Here is a 16,775-nt window from a genome sequence, read left to right on the forward strand (position 1 = left end):
TCCTAATTGTCGGCGAGCTAGGTGAAAATCGAAGCAAAACCATCTCGAGTGAACTCGATTTGCTCTCTACCGAGGATAGATGAGAATGTCCAAGCGCACATTTGGGCAAAGTTAGGGCACCATGGATGTGTGGCTGAATTGGAAGAAGACTTTAACGAAGATTTGCTACTCGACTTTCGCGACGTAAACCTCATCCGTGGTGGCCGTACGCTGGTCGGGCCGGTCGATTGGCAAGTAGAACTTGACGAACGCTGGGTCATCATGGGGCCGAACGGTGCAGGCAAAACTTCTTTGATGCGCATTGCTGCAGCGGAGGAGTTCCCGTCTTCAGGGGTGGCCCATGTGATGGGCGAGCAGATTGGGCGCACCGACATGCGTGATCTGCGCACCATGATTGGTTTGACATCATCGTCGATTGCTCACCGCATTCCCAATGACGAAAAGGTCGCGGACCTTGTTATTTCCGCCAGTTACTCCGTCCTGGGGCGCTGGCGTGAGACCTATGAAGAGATGGATTTCGAACAGCTCTCCGAGATTCTCGAGCGCATGGGTGCTGAGCATCTTGCAGACCGCACCTGGGGCACTCTCAGTGAGGGAGAGCGCAAGCGCGTACTCATCGCACGAGCCATGATGGTCAACCCCGAATTGCTGCTTCTCGACGAGCCGGGAGCCGGACTCGACCTCGGCGGTCGCGAGGACCTCGTCGGTTACTTAGGCGAACTCGCACTCGACCCGGATGCGCCGGCGATGGTGATGATTACGCACCACCCGGAAGACATTCCGTACGGCTTCACCCATGCGATGCTCCTCGACGAAGGCAATGTCATCGCACAGGGGCTTATTGACGACGTCCTGACCAGTGAGAACCTGACCAAGGCTTTCCACCAGGAAATCGTCGTCGATCGCATCGATGATCGCTACTTTGCGCGCCGGGCACGGCCTGCTGGAAAGCACCGGAAGAAGTAGACGCTCATGGCGGTTCCGACACCTGAAACCCCGAATACACCCGCGTCGCCGAAACTGGCTGCGACTGTGTTGCTGCTCCGCGACACCCACTGCGGGCTCGAGGTCTACGTTCAAGAACGCGTATCCTCAATGCGCTTTGCGGCCAACATGACCGTGTTCCCCGGCGGTGGAGTAGACCAGCGTGATTTCCCCGCTGTCGCGAATGAGGTCATGGCCGTGACCGAGCCGTCGGAAGCCGACCCTGAGTCGCGGATCGCGCAGGCTTTTAACGTCGACTGCGCGCGGGCGCACGCGCTCACCTGCGCGGCCGTGCGTGAGACCTTTGAGGAAACAGGCACTCTGTTGGTTCGCGATGCTGGCGGTGAGATTGTCGCAGATGGTCACCGCTTCCACCGTCAGCGACGACAGTTGGAAGCCCACGAGTTGTCATTGACGGATTTCCTTAGCAATGAAAATCTGGCGCTCGATGCCGAACTCGTCAGTCCTTGGGCTAACTGGGTGACACCCGAATCCAACCCCATTCGCTACGACACCTATTTCTTCCTCGCCGCGCTTCCCGACGGTCAAAGGGCCGACGGTGACACCTCTGAGGCATCATCTTCAGGTTGGTTCCGACCGACTACGATTTTGGATGGATGGCGCCGTGGGCTACTTGGCCTCATGCCTCCGACCTGGGCGCAACTAACTCGCTTGGACGGCGTCAGTACTGTGGCCGAGGCTCTCGAGGCGGCCAGAAACACTCCGGTGCGACGCACCAGTAGTGACTTCCTCGGGGAACCTTTTATGGATGAGTACTTTGCCGTTGCCACCCACATGGGGCATTTGCGCAAACGTATGAACCGTTAGCCGACTACTCAACCCCCGTTAACCGGCTGATCCCTAGTTGGAAGGAGATAACGAGTGTCCCTGTCCGCTGCAGAGGTGGCCGCTGTTGCTGCTCACCCGGAGTGGCTAGATGAGGCCGACCAGCTCGCGCTCACTAAAAAGTCTCTGATTGCAGACTCCGCGCATCTACGCCAACACTGTGGCGAGTTTGGTCGCGCGGTCATTGAAGTTGCGGCAGCTCGGCGTTCGGCGGTCAGCAAACTGCCAGGGGACTGGATCTTCTCTTCCGAAGCAGCGCAACAGGCCACGCCCTTTGTCGTCGCGATGGCTCGCGCCCGTAGGCTTGCGGATCTCGGTGTCGAAGCAGTGGCCGATGTGACCTGCTCCATTGGTACTGAAGTGGCAGCAATTGACCACGAGGGCCTGACCGTCGTCGGGTCTGATCTCGACCTTGCACGGTTGGCCATGGCGCGGCATAACGTCGGCAAGAACATCTTCGCGCAGGCCGATGCTTTGCAACCGGCCTTTGACGCACCTGTCATTGTCGCTGACCCTGCCCGCCGCTCCGGTGGGCGTAGAATCACCAACCCGGAGGACTTGCTCCCATCGCTGCCGGCGCTCATAGCTGCCTGGCCCGACAAAGAACTAGCTATCAAATGCGCGCCAGGCCTCGACTTCAGCGAGTGGAGCGGGGAAGTGGCTGTCACTTCGGTGGACGGTGCGGTCAAGGAGGCATGTCTATATACGCCGGGGCTGGCCGGAGTTACCGATGGGCAATCCGTAACGCGATCGGCGATGGTTATCCAGACCGTCGATAAGCACAGGCCGTTAGAGTTGTCGGCGGTGGACGTGCAGACATACGACGACACCATGCCTGACGACGTCGATGTGCGCGCTGCCGGCCGGTACATCATTGATCCGGATGGGGCGATTGTGCGCGCCGGGCTGGTGCGGCATTTTGCGGCGGCGCATGGGCTCTGGCAGCTCGATGAGCGGATTGCGCACGTCAGTGGCGGTGTTTTGCCGCAGGGGATTGCCGGGTTCGAAGTTATTGAGCAAGTGGGGTTGAAGCAGGTTCGCAAGGCACTGGCAGCGTTGGATTGCGGATCGGTGGAGATTCTCGTGCGCGGCGTAGACGTCAACCCCGACGCGTTGCGCAAGCAGTGGAAACTTAAGGGCTCCAGGGCATTGGCGGTGGTTGTCACGCGCATCGGACGGAGCGCGACGGCGTTTATCTGTCAGCCCCGGGAGATCGGTTAAGGACCGCTTTACGACGGAAAACTGGTGGGGGTAGCCCGTTGGGGATCGGTGTTTGCTGTCGGCGAATACTGCGGAGACAGCTGCAGTTGATTGCGTACTATTAACGTCTGACATGCGGAAATGGCATGTTGGCGGGCAGGCTGTGCTCGTGGTGTAGAAAAAAATTTAAAAAAATAACGACATTGTTATCTGGATCACCTTCGCATTGGCGATAGGTTCTGTTATCTTCAACACAGACGACCTAGAGCGTGGCCTGGTTCACTTTATTGTGAGGCGGCTTGCGAAGTAAGGTCAGATAAACGTTCACCAGTAATCAACCAGTAAGGACGACAGAAAAATGCCGAACATCGTGGTTCTGGTCAAGCAGGTTCCGGACACCTGGTCCGAGCGTAAGCTCACCGATGACAAGTTTGTCCTCGATCGTGAGTCTGCAGACGCAGTTCTCGACGAAATTAATGAGAACGCTGTTGAAGCTGCCCTGCAGCTGAAGGAAGAGCACGGCGGAAACGTTACCGTCGCAACTGTTGGCCCGGATCGTGCCGTCGAGGCACTGCGCAAGGCTCTGTCCATGGGTGCAGACGACGCCGTCATTCTTTCGGACGACGCACTTGAAGGTTCCGACGCTGTTCAGACCGCATGGGCTCTGTCCAACGTCATCGACACTCTCGAGGATGTTGACCTCATTGTCACCGGCAATGCCTCCACTGACGGTGGCACCGGCTCCGTCCCGGCTATCCTCGGTGTCTACCGCGACCTGCCGGTTCTGACTCACCTGCGCTCTGTCGCTATCGAAGGTGACTCCATCACCGGTGAGCGCGAGGTTGAAGACGGCATCTACCAGCTCAAGGCATCCCTGCCGGCAGTCGTCTCCGTCACTGAGAAGGCTAATAGCCCGCGCTTCGCATCCTTCAAGGGCATCATGGCCGCTAAGAAGAAGCCGGTCACCGAGCTGACTCTGGACGATGTTGCTGCTGAGGCAGAGCAGGTTGGTCTCGAAAACGCAGCTACCGGTGTCACTGGCTCCACTCCGAAGCCGGCTAAGACCGCTGGTGAGCGCATTAACGATGAGGGAGACGGCGGCGCCAAGCTGGCCGAGTACCTCAAGGCCCAGAAGTTCATCTAAGGCGCTTGACGCGAATAGAAGACAAATAGAGATACAAGTAGGAGAAAGATCACTATGACCGACGTCCTCGTTCTCGTCGAGCACGCAAATGGCGAGCTGAAGAACACCACCGCTGAACTGCTGACCGCTGCTTCCGCATTCGGCACCCCGGCCGCAGTTGTCGTGGGTACCCCGGGTACCGCTGCTGGCTTCGCAGACACCCTGGCCTCCTACGGCGCTGGCGAGATTCTCGCTGCTGAGTCCGACGATGCCGACAAGTACCTGATCACCCCTGAGGTTGACGTTCTCGTCGGCCTGGCCTCCGAGCGTGAGGTTCCGGTGCTGGTTTCCGCTTCCGCAACCGGCAAGGAAATCGCTGGCCGCGTCGCTGCGCTGACCGGTTCCGGTCTGCTGTCCGACGTTGTTGCTATCAACGATGACGCTTCCGTTAAGTACTCCATCTTCGGTGGCGAGTACATCGTTGACGGTGTCGGCTACGGCGCATCCCCGGTCTACGCTCTGCGTCCGGGCTCCGTTGACCCGGAGGAGAAGTCCGGTTCCGCTGACGTTACCGAGATTGCATTCCCAGAGATCGGCAACAACGCTGTCGAGATCGTTTCCTTCGCACCGGCTGAGGGCGGCGACCGTCCGGAGCTGACCGAGGCTAAGCTGGTTGTTTCCGGTGGCCGCGGTGTCGCATCCGAGGATGGCTTCAAGAACGTTGTTGAGCCGCTGGCAGACGTTCTCGGCGCAGCTGTTGGTGCTTCCCGTGCTGCTGTTGACGCTGGCTACTACCCGGGTCAGTTCCAGGTTGGCCAGACCGGTAAGACCGTTTCCCCGGACCTCTACGTTGCTCTGGGTATTTCCGGTGCTATCCAGCACAAGGCAGGTATGCAGACCTCCAAGACCATCGTTGTGGTCAACAAGGACGAAGAGGCTCCGCTGTTCGAGATTGCTGACTTCGGTGTCGTCGGTGACCTGTTCGACGTTGTCCCGCAGGCTATCGAGAACCTGAAGTAATACGCACTTGCCTTAAGGCTGCTAGTTGCGTAAGGCTGCTGGCCGAGAGTCAACTCGGCTAGCAACTACCCGCTCGGGGTGGGCACAGATTTCCTGTCTGTTCCCGCCCCGAGCATTTTTTTGGTCCTACTCATCTGTTCGTGCAGACAGTGAGGTTTAACTATGGCGGATAGTGAGCATAAGGCGCACGCAGCGTTATACTGCCTGCATGCTTAATGACCACATCGTTGCCGCTCCGGACGAGAAGAGTGAAATGAAGTCTGCTGCGAAGACCCGTTACTTTGTGGATCATGCCGCGACTACACCATTGCGCCCAGAAGCGCGCACGGCAATGGTCGAGAACCTAGGTCTGGCCAACCCCTCGGGGCAGTACGCCACCGCACGCATTGCGAAAAAGGTTCTGGAAGAGTCCCGAGAAGAAATTGCAGAGCTGCTCAGTGCCGATCCCATCGAGGTAGTTTTTACTTCCGGTGGAACTGAGGCCGACAATCTAGCGATTTCAGGCCTGTACTTCAAGGCCTCTGGCTCGGACATTGTGGTTCCACCAATCGAGCACGATGCAGTGTTGAAGACATGCCACCATCTGGAAAAGGAACACTGGGCCAAGATTGTTGAGGCTCCTGTAGGTGCTGATGGTCGCGTTGACATGGTGCAGTTCCCGGAGATGAGTCGGCAGAACACCGCGCTGGTGACGTGCATGTGGGCGAACAATGAGACCGGCACCATCCAGCCGGTGGAGGAGATTGCCAAGCGGGCGAAGGATGCTCGCGTGCCTTTCCATATCGATGCTGTGCAGGCAGCCGGACATCTGCCCATTGATTTCCACGCAAGTGGCGCCACTACAATGGCCATCTCCGCGCACAAGTTCGGCGGTCCCCGTGGGATTGGGGCGCTGCTTGTTCGTCGTGAAGCGAAACTTACCCCGCATAACAACGGCGGCGGGCAGGAACGCGGACTGCGTTCGGGCACGCAGGACGTGGCGTCGGCGGCGGGCATGGCGGCAGGACTGCGCGCGGCGGTGGACACGATGGCGGCGGACAATGAGCGAATCCGCGGTCTGACGCAGCAGCTCATCAGGGCAATCATGCACATCGACGGTGCGATTATCCACACCAGCGAGCTCGCTTTGCCGGGGCATGTCTACGCCAGCTTCCCGGGCGCGGAGGCCGATAGTTTGATCATGCTGTTCGATGCGGCGGGAATTGACTGTTCTACGGGATCGGCATGTAGCGCGGGCGTTAATCGTCCCTCGCACGTGCTGATGGCGATGGGCGTTTCGGAGCCGGAAGCGCGGTCGTCGATTCGTTTTACGCTGGGGTACACCTCGACGCAGGCGGATGTCGACGCCGTCATTTCGGCGCTGCCGGAAACGGTCGAGCGGGCGCGGCGTGCTGGCATGGCTTAGTTTTTGCCCCGTGGTGGTACGGTGACACGTGCACAAAATCTAGAGGGGAAAGGTTGCAACGCAATGCGAGTTCTTGCAGCAATGAGCGGTGGTGTGGATTCTTCCGTGGCTGCGGCGCGTGCATTGGCCGCAGGTCACGAGGTCGTCGGCGTGCACTTGGCGCTGTCGAAAGATCCGCAGTCCGTTCGCGCCGGATCCCGCGGCTGCTGTTCGCTAGAGGACTCCGGCGATGCCCGCCGCGTCTGCGATGAGCTGGGCATTCCCTTCTACGTCTGGGATTTCTCCGAGCGCTTCAAGGAAGAGGTCATGGATGACTTCTACGACTCCTACGAGCGCGGCGAGACGCCGAACCCATGCCTGCGCTGCAATGAACGCATCAAGTTCGCCGCTCTACTAGAGCGCGGCATCGCGCTCGGCTTCGACGCTGTGGTCACGGGGCACTACGCTTTGCTTGGCGACGACGGCCTGTTGCGCCGCGGCCGCGATGCGAAGAAGGACCAGTCCTATGTCCTGGGCGTGCTGGATCGCGAGCAGCTGCAGCGCTCGATGTTCCCGGTAGGAAACACCGAGAAGCCAGAGATTCGTGAAGAAGCCCGCGGGATGGGACTAGGCACTGCCAACAAGCCGGACTCTTACGACATCTGCTTCATCCCGGATGGCAATACCAAGGCGTTCCTGGGCGCGAAGATTGGCCGTCGCCCGGGCACCATTGTGGATAAGGAAACTGGCGACACCGTCGCTGAGCACGACGGTGTCTACGGTTTCACCATTGGTCAGCGCAAGGGGATTGGCCTGGCGGGGCCGATGCCGGATGGCAAGCCGCGCTATGTCACCGGCATTGATGCAGAGACCGGCACGGTGACAATCGGCACGGCTGTGGACCTGAATGTCAACGTGCTCGAGGCCGACCGTGCCATCTGGCTGGCCAACCCGGATGAGGTACTCGCTGCCTCGGAGGCCGGCAAGCTGCAGGTGCAGGTGCGTGCGCACGGTCGCCCCATCGACTGCCGCATTGAAGTGCTGGCAGGACCTGACGATGACGTCACCGGACGCGGTGGCGCCTTCCGGCTGCACCTGAGCGATCCGCTTCGTGGTGTCGCTCCTGGTCAGGCCGCTGTTTTGTACCACACTGACACTGCGGGCGACTACGTGCTGGGCTCCGGCACGATTGTCTCGACCGCCCGTGAAGAGGACTTGTCGTGACCTCCTTTGTCGGCCTTGGCCCGATGCCGGGCCGCAATCCACACGAGACGGCAGAGATTGTCATTGGCGAATGCCTGGAAGGTCACCTCACGCTACCGACGTTGCCCGCCCGTGGGTTCGGCGCCGATGCCGTCGGTCGCACGGCCGCCCTCATGGCTGACCTCGTCGTCGACAGGGGAGCGCGCTCCTGGAAAGTCGCCGACCGTCGTGGTCGCGCGAGTGCCTTGGCCACTGATTATCTCCACCGCGACATCGACGCGTGCGAGGAAGCGTGGGGACGCACCCCGCAGAAAATTCGCCTGACCGCTCTCGGCCCATGGACGATGGCGACTTCGGTGGAAAATGCCGCAGGCCATCTCATCGCCGTTGACCGCGGCGCCGTGAAATACTTCGCGCAGTCGCTGGCCGCGGGATTGGCTTCCCACATCGCCGATGTCCGTCGGCGTTTCGACAGCGACATCGAGGTACTTCTGGCAGAACCCGCACTCGGTGCAGTCGCACAGGGCAAAATCAAGGCCCCGTCCATGCTGATGGGCAACGCGGGCTATCTCCCCGCCCAGGGGCACCGCGAGATCGCGGAGATCTTCCTCGAGGTCACGGGGCCGCTGCGTGACGACGACATCGAAGTGACCATCGCGCTGTCGAGCCCCGATGGCCTGGCTGTTCAGGCCTTGGCGGATTCCGGTGCGGCCGGAGTGTGGCTACCTCGCAAAGAACTGACCACCACGCAGCAACTGGATTTTGCGGCTGCCGTGGTCGGTGCCGATATGTCCCTGGAGCTAGGTATTGTGCCAGTGACGGTCACGGAGCGAGAAGAGCACACGGGCGTCCCGGTGGCGACACCGGCTCGAGCACTCGCTGAGCAAGCAGCGCTGTTCTGGGATGAGCTGGGCTATTCGCGCCTACAGATTGCTGAGAGCCTGAATCTGGCGCCGATGGGCGGCTTTGCTGCCAGCTCCAATGAAGAAGCACAGGCGCAACTCGGCGCAGGCCGCAATGCCACGGAGCTTCTTCGTCGGGCAGCCGGTGACTTGGCTCGCGACGAATAGCGACCTTATTCCACCAGCGTATTGAGGTAGTCGGCGAAGTAGGGAAGCGTGAATTCCACGTATCCCGTTGACGCTGACACAATCAACTCGCGGTAAATCAGGTCATGGCGAAGCTGTGAGATGCCAGAGAGTTTGCGTCCCATGGTCTCTGCGATGACGCTCGTGGCCACGGGCTTTCCATTGGGAGAGAGGCGCGCCATCGCTTTGAGAAAATCAATCTGGCGAGGTGGCACTTTCCGCAGGCTGGGCGCATGAACTTGCAGCCCGATGCGGCGGATGGATTCCGCTGCGGCATCCGAGACATGCTGAGCGGTAATGGTGTCCGAGTGGGCCAACCTGGCCTTCGCCCAAGCGACTGAGCCAATGGTCTGTATGAGATACGGGTAGCCGTGGCTGAGTTCAGCGGCCAGCTCGACGGCATCCTCGGTCATCGCGCGTTCGCCGAGTTCTGCAGTTCTGCGAATGATGTCCTTGGTGGTCTCCACGTCCAATCGGCCCAGAGACACGCGTTCGGCACGGCGTAAGAATGTTGCGCCCTCTAGCTGGAGCAAGTCTTCGATACCGCTGGGCAGCCCGGCTGCGACAAAGGCAATCTCCGCATCGTCGCGATTTAGGTCCTGGATTGCATGGGCAATTTCGTTGAGCTGTGCGGGTTCTGCACTTTGCACTTCGTCGAGAGTGAGCAAGATGCCGGATCCCTGTGGCATGAGGAGAGCCGAGAGATCCTGAAGTTGGCTGAGCAGATTCCTGCCGGGCTCGGGCTGAGAAGTGCTGACTTCCGTCTTAAACCCGCCAATGCCGGCGATGGACAGGCCGGTGAGGTGACGGCCCCTGCCCGTCGGTGCACTGTCAATGGCACTGAAAGCGCGCGGAATGGTGACATCGGTGAGTTCAGAAATCATTTCAGAGCCGATGTGAGCACGCAGCACAATCCATCCCAGTTGCTTTGCTGCGGCTTCAAACTCGTTGAGAAGTACCGTCTTGCCGATTCCGCGGGTACCGGAAATTAGCGCGGTTCGCCAGGGATTACCGGGGCCTTCCGCCAGAGCCAGCTCAAACGAGTCCAGCTCGACATCGCGCCCACCGATGATGGCCGGGGATCGGCCGAATGTGGGGTGGAAAGGATTGCGTGGGATGGAGATGGCCTTGTCGCTGCGAGTGGTCACGCATCAATCATAGCAATGGATAATCCACATCGGCTTGGATAACTTGGATACACCGCCGAATTTTGGATATTTGGTTTCCATTGGATAATCACAAAACTCTGGATATTGGGAGGGCCGGAGAGGGTGGGGGGGGAACCCGCTGCTTAGTCCATCGGCCACCCGAAGGTGAAGTCCGACGTATCCTTACCCTTTTCGGCCAGGTACTGCTGCAAGTTTTTCTTGTACCGGTAGTACGCGACGGCCTGCAGCTCCATCAGCTCTTCTCCCGATTTTTCGGTTAGCTCCCGGTAGTGGCGCGCCATCACCCATGCGATGCGCGCAGCCGCCAGAGCATCTTCGGTGGCATCATGTGCCCCGTCCAGGCGCACCTGATAATGGCGGGAGACATCAGTCAATGTGCGTTTTTCACGACGTTCCGGGTCGAAGTAATTATCCAGCACAAAGGGGTCGACGACGAGGCCGTCAACGGTAAAACTGGGATCCTGCGAGCGCAGTACCGTCAGATCATAGGCCGCGTTATAGGCCACTACGGTCAGACCATCGCGCCAGGCAGCTCGAAGGCCGGCAATGGTATCCGCTAGCACTTCATCGTGCGGGCGCCCCTCCGCGCGAGCTTTTTCAGTAGTGATGCCATGCACATCAGACGCAGCTTGCGGAATTTCAACACCGGGATCAGCGAGCATGATGGTGGAATCTTTGCCCTGCTCAGTCAGTCGGACCAGCGCGGAAGTGACAATCTTGCAGGTGCGAGGATCCGTGCCGGTAGTCTCCAGATCAAACGCGAGCATGCGTCGCGGATCGAAATTATGCATGTCTCAACTGTAGCGGAGAGTGCGGATTCGCTGAGGGGCAGGAACAAGGTCAAGAGAATTTCCGTGTCCCCCGGCGCATCCGGGCAATGACATAGAATGAGCGACGTGACTTCCTCGACCGATGAGAACTCCGACCTGTCAACCTCCGATTTGTCTTCGTTTTCCAGCGCCCCCGCCTCCGAGCCAGCGCCGGCGGACGTCCGGGAGAAGTGGCAAGAGCTAGCAACTCGCATTCGTGAAAACGCTGCGCTGTACTACACCGCGCAGCCGGTTATCTCCGATGCTGAGTATGACGAGATGTTCCGTCAACTGCAGCGGTTAGAGGAGCAGTGGCCCGATCTGGTGGTGCCGGACAGCCCCACGCAGCAGGTCGGTGCGCAGGTCGACACGCCTGCCGACGGGGAAGTGTTCGAGCCCGTTGAGCACCTCGAACGCCTCTACAGCTTGGACAATGTTTTCGATGAGCAGGAGTTGCGCGGCTGGCTGGCCCGCACTCCGGCCAGCACGTATCTGACCGAGCTGAAAATCGATGGCTTGTCTATCGACCTGGTCTATGAGAAGGGTCGCCTAGTTCGAGCCGCCACCCGTGGAGACGGCCGCGTGGGGGAGAACGTCACCGCCAATGCGCGCACTATCGAAGATATTCCGCATGAAATCAGTGGCGAGAACATTCCCGACGTGCTCGAGGTGCGTGGTGAAGTCTTTATCTCGTTGGAAGAGTTCGAACGCATCAACGCCGATCGCGTCGAAGCGGGTCAGAAGCCGTTTGCCAACCCCCGTAACGCCGCCGCCGGTTCCCTGCGACAGAAGGATGTTGCAGAAGTGGCCAAGCGCCGGTTGTCCATGATTTGCCATGGAATTGGTCATATCGAGGGCTGGCGTCCACAGTCCCAGCACGAGGCATATCGTGCCTTGGACGAGTGGGGTTTCCACGTGTCGCCGTATACAAAGCAGGTTCATTCCGCGGATGACGTCGTCAAGCAGATGCAGTACTGGGGCGAGCACCGCCACGACGCCATCCACGAGATGGACGGGCTTGTGGTCAAGGTTGACTCCCTTTCCGAGCAGCGCGCGTTGGGCGCGACCTCGCGGGCACCGCGCTGGGCGATTGCCTACAAGTATCCGCCAGAAGAGGTCACCACGGACCTGCTGGATATTCGAGTTTCCATCGGCCGAACTGGTCGTGCGACGCCATATGCCGTGATGAAGCCGGTTTTCGTGGCCGGGTCAACTGTCGAGATGGCGACGCTACACAACCCTTCTGAAGTGCACCGAAAGGGTGTGCTCATCGGGGACCGTGTGACTATCCGCAAGGCCGGTGACGTGATTCCAGAGGTGCTCGGTCCCGTGGCCGATCTCCGAGATGGTAGCGAGCGAAAGTACATTTACCCGACTCTCTGCCCCGAGTGCGGTACTCGTTTGGCTCCGGCAAAGGACAGCGATGCCGATTGGCGTTGCCCCAATACCCGCTACTGCCCAGGCCAGCTGCGTCGTCGAATTGAATTCCTCGCCTCCCGCTCCGGGTTTGATATCGAAAACCTGGGGGAGAGGGGCGCTGCCGATTTGATTCATCGCGGCGTGCTTGACGACGAGTCCCGCCTCTTCGACCTCACCGAGGAAGATTTGCTCGGCACTGAGGTCTACACTACGGCTTCGCGGAAAACGCTGAATGCCAATGGTAAGAAGCTGTTGGCCAATATCGAGGCAGCTAAGGATAAAGAGCTGTGGCGCGTATTGGTCAGCCTGTCCATTCGTCATGTGGGCCCAACAGTGGCGCGGACCTTGGCACAGAAGTTCGGCTCGATGGAGGCGCTGCGCGCTGCGAGCCGCGAAGAGATTTCGGCCATCGACGGTATCGGCGAGATCATCGGCGATTCCGTGGCTGACTGGTTCGAGGTGGACTGGCACCGCGAGGTTGTCGAGCGATGGGAAGCTGCCGGTGTGCGTATGGCCGATGAGGTCGCCGATCGTCCAGATCAGGTGCTAGAGGGATTGACCGTGGTAGTCACCGGCTCTTTGGAGGACTTCACTCGCGACAGCGCGAAGGAAGCCATTATCTCCCGTGGCGGTAAGGCCGCAGGGTCGGTGTCGAAGAAGACCGACTACGTGGTGGTGGGCGAAAACGCCGGTTCCAAGGCCACAAAGGCCGAGGAGCTGGGCTTGCCCATCCTCGACGAGGATGGGTTCAAGCGGTTGCTGGAAACTGGGCAGGCCTAGCTGGGGCTTGGCCCAGCCAGGATTTGGCCCAGCCGGGGCCTAAATCTTGGTCTCTTCCAGCTTCCAGACCTCATTGGCGTAATCGCGGATGGTGCGGTCGGAGGAGAAGCGGCCCGAACGGATGATGTTCAGGAAGCACTTCTTGGCCCATGCCAGCTCGTCGCGGTAGTCTTCCGCCATGCGGTCGCGGGTCTCGCGGTAGTCAGCGAAGTCGCCGAGGACGTAGTAAGCATCGGCCGGCTCGTACCCGTTGGACTCCAGCAGCGAGAAGTGCAGGTCGTGGAACATTCCGCTGCCACCGTCAGCAAATGTTCCGTCGACAAGCGAATCGACAGCGCGCTTGAGCCCCGGCACCGTTTCGTAAGTGCCACGCGGGCTGTAGGTGCGGCGCAGCTCCGGCAGTTCCTCTTCCAGCGCACCGAAGATGTAGGCGTTCTCTTCGCCGGCGGCGTCGACGATTTCGACGTTTGCGCCGTCCATGGTGCCCAGCGTCAGTGCGCCGTTCATCATGAACTTCATGTTCGAGGTACCCGAAGCCTCCTTACCGGCAGTGGAAATCTGCTCGGAGACGTCGGTGGCCGGGATGATGTGCTCTGCCGGGGTGACGTTGTAATTCTCAACGAAAGCGACCTGCAGGCGACCGTCCATGTCCGGATCGTTATTGACCTTGTCCGCGATAGCGTTGATGAACTTAATGATGGCCTTCGCGCGAACGTAGCCTGGGGCGGCCTTGGCACCGAAGATGAACACGCGCGGTGGCACGTCCAGCGCTGGGTCTTCCTTGATGCGGTAGTAGAGATCGAGGATGTAGAGCGCGTTGAGAAGCTGGCGCTTGTACTCGTGCAGACGCTTAATCTGGGTATCGAAGATGGCGTCTGGGTTCACCGAAATACCCTGGCGGTGCTCCAGCCAGGTGGCGAAGTCCTTCTTGTTCTCGTGCTTGATGTCGAGAATCTCACGCAACACGGCCTCGTCGTCAGCAAACTTTTCGAGCTCAGCGAGCTTGTCCAAGTCAGTGACCCAGGCGTCCGAACCCGACAGGCGAGTCAGCAGTGCCGACAGGCGCGGGTTGCACTGGTTGAGCCAGCGGCGCGGGGTGACGCCATTGGTCTTGTTGTTGAAACGCTCCGGCCAGATATCGTGCCAGTCCTTCAACGTTTCGCGCTTAATGATCTCCGTGTGCAGGGCAGCAACACCGTTGATGGAGTACGCGGCGTAGCAGGCGATCCACGCCATGTGGATGCGACCGTGAGAAATCGGCGCCATGTAGTCAATCTTGCCCTGGTCGAAGCCGCGCTCCGCGAGGTCTTCGCGGAAGCGGCGGTCGATCTCGCGGGTGATCTCCAGAACGCGGCCGAAGAGACGGTCAAAAATGGAGTATTCCCAGGTCTCCAACGCTTCTGCCAGAACGGTGTGGTTGGTGTAGGCGAAGGTGTTGGACACGACGTTCCAGGCGTCGTCCCAGCTCATATCGTGCTCATCCAGGAGCAGACGCATCAGCTCTGGGATAGCGAGCACCGGGTGGGTGTCATTCAGCTGAATGGAGTTGTACTTGTGGAAATCGCGCAGGTCCTCGCCGTGATTCTCGATGTAAGAATCGATCATCGTCTGCAGCGAAGCGGAGACGAAGAAGTACTGCTGGCGGACACGCAGGACCTTGCCGTCATAGGTCGAGTCATTCGGGTAGAGCACGCGGCACAGGTCATGGACGCGTTCACGCTCGACAATGGCGTCGGTGAAGCGCTGCGAGTTGAAGGCGTCATAGTCGAACTCACGCATCGGCTCCGAGTGCCACAGGCGCAGCGTGCCGACGTTATCGGTGCCGTAGCCGGTAATTGGCATGTCATATGGAACAGCGCGCACGACCAAGTCATCAAAGGTGACAATCTTGGACAGTTCCTCGCGACGAATGACGAAGGGGTAGCCCTCTTCCATCCACGGGTCCGGGTGCTCATCCTGGAAGCCATCTTCGAAGGTCTGCTTGAACAGACCGTAGCGGTAGAGGATGCCATAACCGGTCACCGGCAGATTCTGCGTGGCACAGGAATCCAGGAAGCAGGCGGCCAGACGACCCAGGCCACCGTTACCGAGAGCGGCGTCGTGTTCGGCCTCGAGCACGTCTGTCAGATTCTTGCCGTACTTTTCCACGGCAGCAGAGGCCTCATCCACCAGACCCGCATTGAGCAGGTTATTCAGCAGGGCGCGACCCATGAGGAACTCGGCGGAGAAGTAGTGCTGCTGGCGGGTAGCAGCGTATGCCTCCGTGGTGCGCTGCCAGTTGTCCGCTAGGTCATCGACAACAACCCGTGACAGACCGGACCAGAATTCCATCTCAGTGGACGACTGGGGGACACGGCCGGACTCGGCACGAATGTGGGATCCGACGAGGTCACTCAAGTTCGACATCAAAGAAGCTCCTTATTGACTGGTATCAGTTCCAGACTTTACCGCTAAGCGTGAATCACTGCGCTCCATAGGGGAGGAGCCTTAGGGTAAGAGCTTCGAGCGGAAGGGGGCAGCCCTCAGAAGAGGGCAGCCCATTAGCCGCTGCTAGTCGATGATTGCGCCGACAATCGTGCCAATCCGGCCCAAGTGCTCAACCTCACTTGGTAGGAAGTCCGGCCCGCCGGGCCGGCCAATAACGAGAACGAGGCCCTTGCCCATCGGAGTGGCGGCAATGGAGGAGTCCATAACTGTCCAGTCCTCCGGCAGCCACGTTTCCTCGTCCGGATCCAGGTTTCGCGGCGAGTCAATTGGGGCTTCCGGCAGAGTCCGGCCGTTATCCTCTGGAGCAGCGGTAGAGGAAGCGCGACGTACCCAGCGGCCATCGCTCTGTTCGCCGAGGACGATAGCCCAGCCGGCAGTCATAGTCTGAGGCAGGCCGTCGACGATATCTCCGAGGGCACGATCCAAGTTCTTCGTGTGCTGTGAGAACTTGGCCAGCAGTGCAATCTGTCCGCGGCGGTCAACCGAGCCGGAGAAAGGCCTAATTGAATCGACTTCCACTCCGCTAATGGACTGAGCCGCTGTAATCAGTGTGTCTGGTAGCAGGCCCATGGGCAGGTCAACCACGATGTCGTCAACAACAACGCCATTAGCGCCGTAATCTACGACATCGACACTGCGAATATCACCTTCTACTTCGCCCAGGGCAGCCGCGACGTAGCCAAGTGCGCCTGGTTCGTCGGGAAGCTGGATGCGAAGGAGGTAACTCATGGCTGTGTGCACAACCTTTCGAATAATTGATAGTGATGCTTGCGGTGTAACTATAGAAGTAGTGATTTAGGCTACAGGGTAAACCTTTGAAATGTAAGACCCTGCGGACAACTGCTTGGCGACAACGACTACTGTTGGCAAGTACAGCCCGCTCGCGCGGTTCAAAATCAGTTTCAACTAAACTTCTGTGCACTAGCTTCGTACGAAGAAATGAAAGGGGTACTAGCGTGCCAGCTATCTCACGCGATGAGGTCGCCCACCTAGCGCGATTGTCCCGTCTGGCTCTGACTGACGCGGAACTCGACGAGTTCGCCGGTCAGATCGACGGCATTATTAACCACGTCCAGGCCGTTCAAAAGGTGGCTGCGGATGATGTTGAACCGATGAGTCACCCCTCTTCGCTGTCCGGTGTGATGCGCGAGGACGTCGTCAAGCCGACGCTGACTGCGGAGCAGGCGCTGGACCAGGCGCCGTCGCAGGACCGCCAGCGTTTCGAAGTTCCCCAGATTCTCGGCGAGTAGGAGTACGTGGAAG

The 16,775-nt window shown here is 59.6% G+C and carries 14 protein-coding genes; 10 read left to right on the forward strand and 4 right to left on the reverse strand.

Annotated features, from left to right (window positions below; genetic code table 11):
• Positions 1 to 129: 129 nt before the first annotated feature.
• The 8 genes from HMPREF1206_RS06080 to HMPREF1206_RS06115 all read left to right on the forward strand — a co-directional run bounded on the left by HMPREF1206_RS06080 (position 130) and on the right by HMPREF1206_RS06115 (position 8,830).
• Positions 130 to 966 (forward strand): ABC transporter ATP-binding protein, encoded by an 837-nt coding sequence (locus HMPREF1206_RS06080; protein WP_016422467.1) that lies wholly within the window; start codon positions 130 to 132, stop codon positions 964 to 966.
• Between the two features lie 6 nt (positions 967 to 972).
• Positions 973 to 1,812, forward strand: coding sequence for a hypothetical protein (locus tag HMPREF1206_RS06085; protein WP_016422468.1), 840 nt, complete (start codon positions 973 to 975; stop codon positions 1,810 to 1,812).
• Between the two features lie 54 nt (positions 1,813 to 1,866).
• Positions 1,867 to 3,051, forward strand: a complete 1,185-nt coding sequence (locus tag HMPREF1206_RS06090) for a hypothetical protein (RefSeq protein ID WP_016422469.1) — start codon at positions 1,867 to 1,869, stop codon at positions 3,049 to 3,051.
• Between the two features lie 337 nt (positions 3,052 to 3,388).
• Positions 3,389 to 4,174, forward strand: coding sequence for an electron transfer flavoprotein subunit beta/FixA family protein (locus HMPREF1206_RS06095; protein ID WP_016422470.1), 786 nt, complete (start codon positions 3,389 to 3,391; stop codon positions 4,172 to 4,174).
• A gap of 54 nt (positions 4,175 to 4,228) precedes the next feature.
• The gene (locus HMPREF1206_RS06100) at positions 4,229 to 5,173 is read left to right on the forward strand and encodes an electron transfer flavoprotein subunit alpha/FixB family protein (RefSeq protein ID WP_016422471.1); all 945 of its coding nucleotides are present in this window, start codon (positions 4,229 to 4,231) and stop codon (positions 5,171 to 5,173) included.
• 253 nt (positions 5,174 to 5,426) lie between these two features.
• Complete coding sequence (locus tag HMPREF1206_RS06105) at positions 5,427 to 6,578, forward strand: cysteine desulfurase family protein (protein WP_042389246.1); 1,152 nt, start codon at positions 5,427 to 5,429, stop codon at positions 6,576 to 6,578.
• Between the two features lie 63 nt (positions 6,579 to 6,641).
• Positions 6,642 to 7,781, forward strand: a complete 1,140-nt coding sequence (mnmA, locus tag HMPREF1206_RS06110; RefSeq protein ID WP_016422473.1) for a tRNA 2-thiouridine(34) synthase MnmA — start codon at positions 6,642 to 6,644, stop codon at positions 7,779 to 7,781.
• On the forward strand, positions 7,778 to 8,830 hold the full coding sequence (locus HMPREF1206_RS06115) for a hypothetical protein (protein ID WP_016422474.1): 1,053 nt from the start codon (positions 7,778 to 7,780) through the stop codon (positions 8,828 to 8,830). Before mnmA ends, HMPREF1206_RS06115 begins: the two co-directional genes overlap by 4 nt.
• A gap of 5 nt (positions 8,831 to 8,835) precedes the next feature.
• On the opposite strand, the gene HMPREF1206_RS06120 is transcribed toward HMPREF1206_RS06115, so the two are convergent.
• On the reverse strand, positions 8,836 to 9,996 hold the full coding sequence (locus HMPREF1206_RS06120; protein WP_016422475.1) for an ATP-binding protein: 1,161 nt from the start codon (positions 9,994 to 9,996) through the stop codon (positions 8,836 to 8,838).
• 143 nt (positions 9,997 to 10,139) lie between these two features.
• Entirely contained in the window at positions 10,140 to 10,808 is a 669-nt protein-coding gene (locus HMPREF1206_RS06125; protein ID WP_042388608.1) for a 3'-5' exonuclease, read from the reverse strand.
• 96 nt (positions 10,809 to 10,904) lie between these two features.
• Between HMPREF1206_RS06125 and ligA the strand changes: the two genes are divergently transcribed.
• The gene (gene ligA, locus HMPREF1206_RS06130; protein ID WP_016422477.1) at positions 10,905 to 13,025 is read left to right on the forward strand and encodes an NAD-dependent DNA ligase LigA; all 2,121 of its coding nucleotides are present in this window, start codon (positions 10,905 to 10,907) and stop codon (positions 13,023 to 13,025) included.
• A 39-nt stretch (positions 13,026 to 13,064) separates the two neighbouring features.
• On the opposite strand, the gene HMPREF1206_RS06135 is transcribed toward ligA, so the two are convergent.
• Together HMPREF1206_RS06135 and HMPREF1206_RS06140 are read right to left on the reverse strand one after the other, a co-directional pair.
• Positions 13,065 to 15,431 carry a glycogen/starch/alpha-glucan phosphorylase gene (locus HMPREF1206_RS06135; protein WP_016422478.1) on the reverse strand — a complete coding sequence of 789 codons (2,367 nt, stop codon included), beginning with the start codon at positions 15,429 to 15,431 and terminating at the stop codon, positions 13,065 to 13,067.
• Positions 15,432 to 15,575: 144 nt separating this feature from the next.
• Positions 15,576 to 16,241 carry a hypothetical protein gene (locus tag HMPREF1206_RS06140; protein ID WP_016422479.1) on the reverse strand — a complete coding sequence of 222 codons (666 nt, stop codon included), beginning with the start codon at positions 16,239 to 16,241 and terminating at the stop codon, positions 15,576 to 15,578.
• A gap of 227 nt (positions 16,242 to 16,468) precedes the next feature.
• Here HMPREF1206_RS06140 and gatC point away from each other — a divergent pair, with 227 nt between their 5' ends.
• The gene (gatC, locus tag HMPREF1206_RS06145; protein WP_005509328.1) at positions 16,469 to 16,762 is read left to right on the forward strand and encodes an Asp-tRNA(Asn)/Glu-tRNA(Gln) amidotransferase subunit GatC; all 294 of its coding nucleotides are present in this window, start codon (positions 16,469 to 16,471) and stop codon (positions 16,760 to 16,762) included.
• Positions 16,763 to 16,775 lie beyond the last annotated feature (13 nt).

Source organism: Corynebacterium sp. HFH0082 (assembly GCF_000411235.1).
GTDB classification, from domain to species: Bacteria; Actinomycetota; Actinomycetes; order Mycobacteriales; family Mycobacteriaceae; genus Corynebacterium; species Corynebacterium jeikeium_D.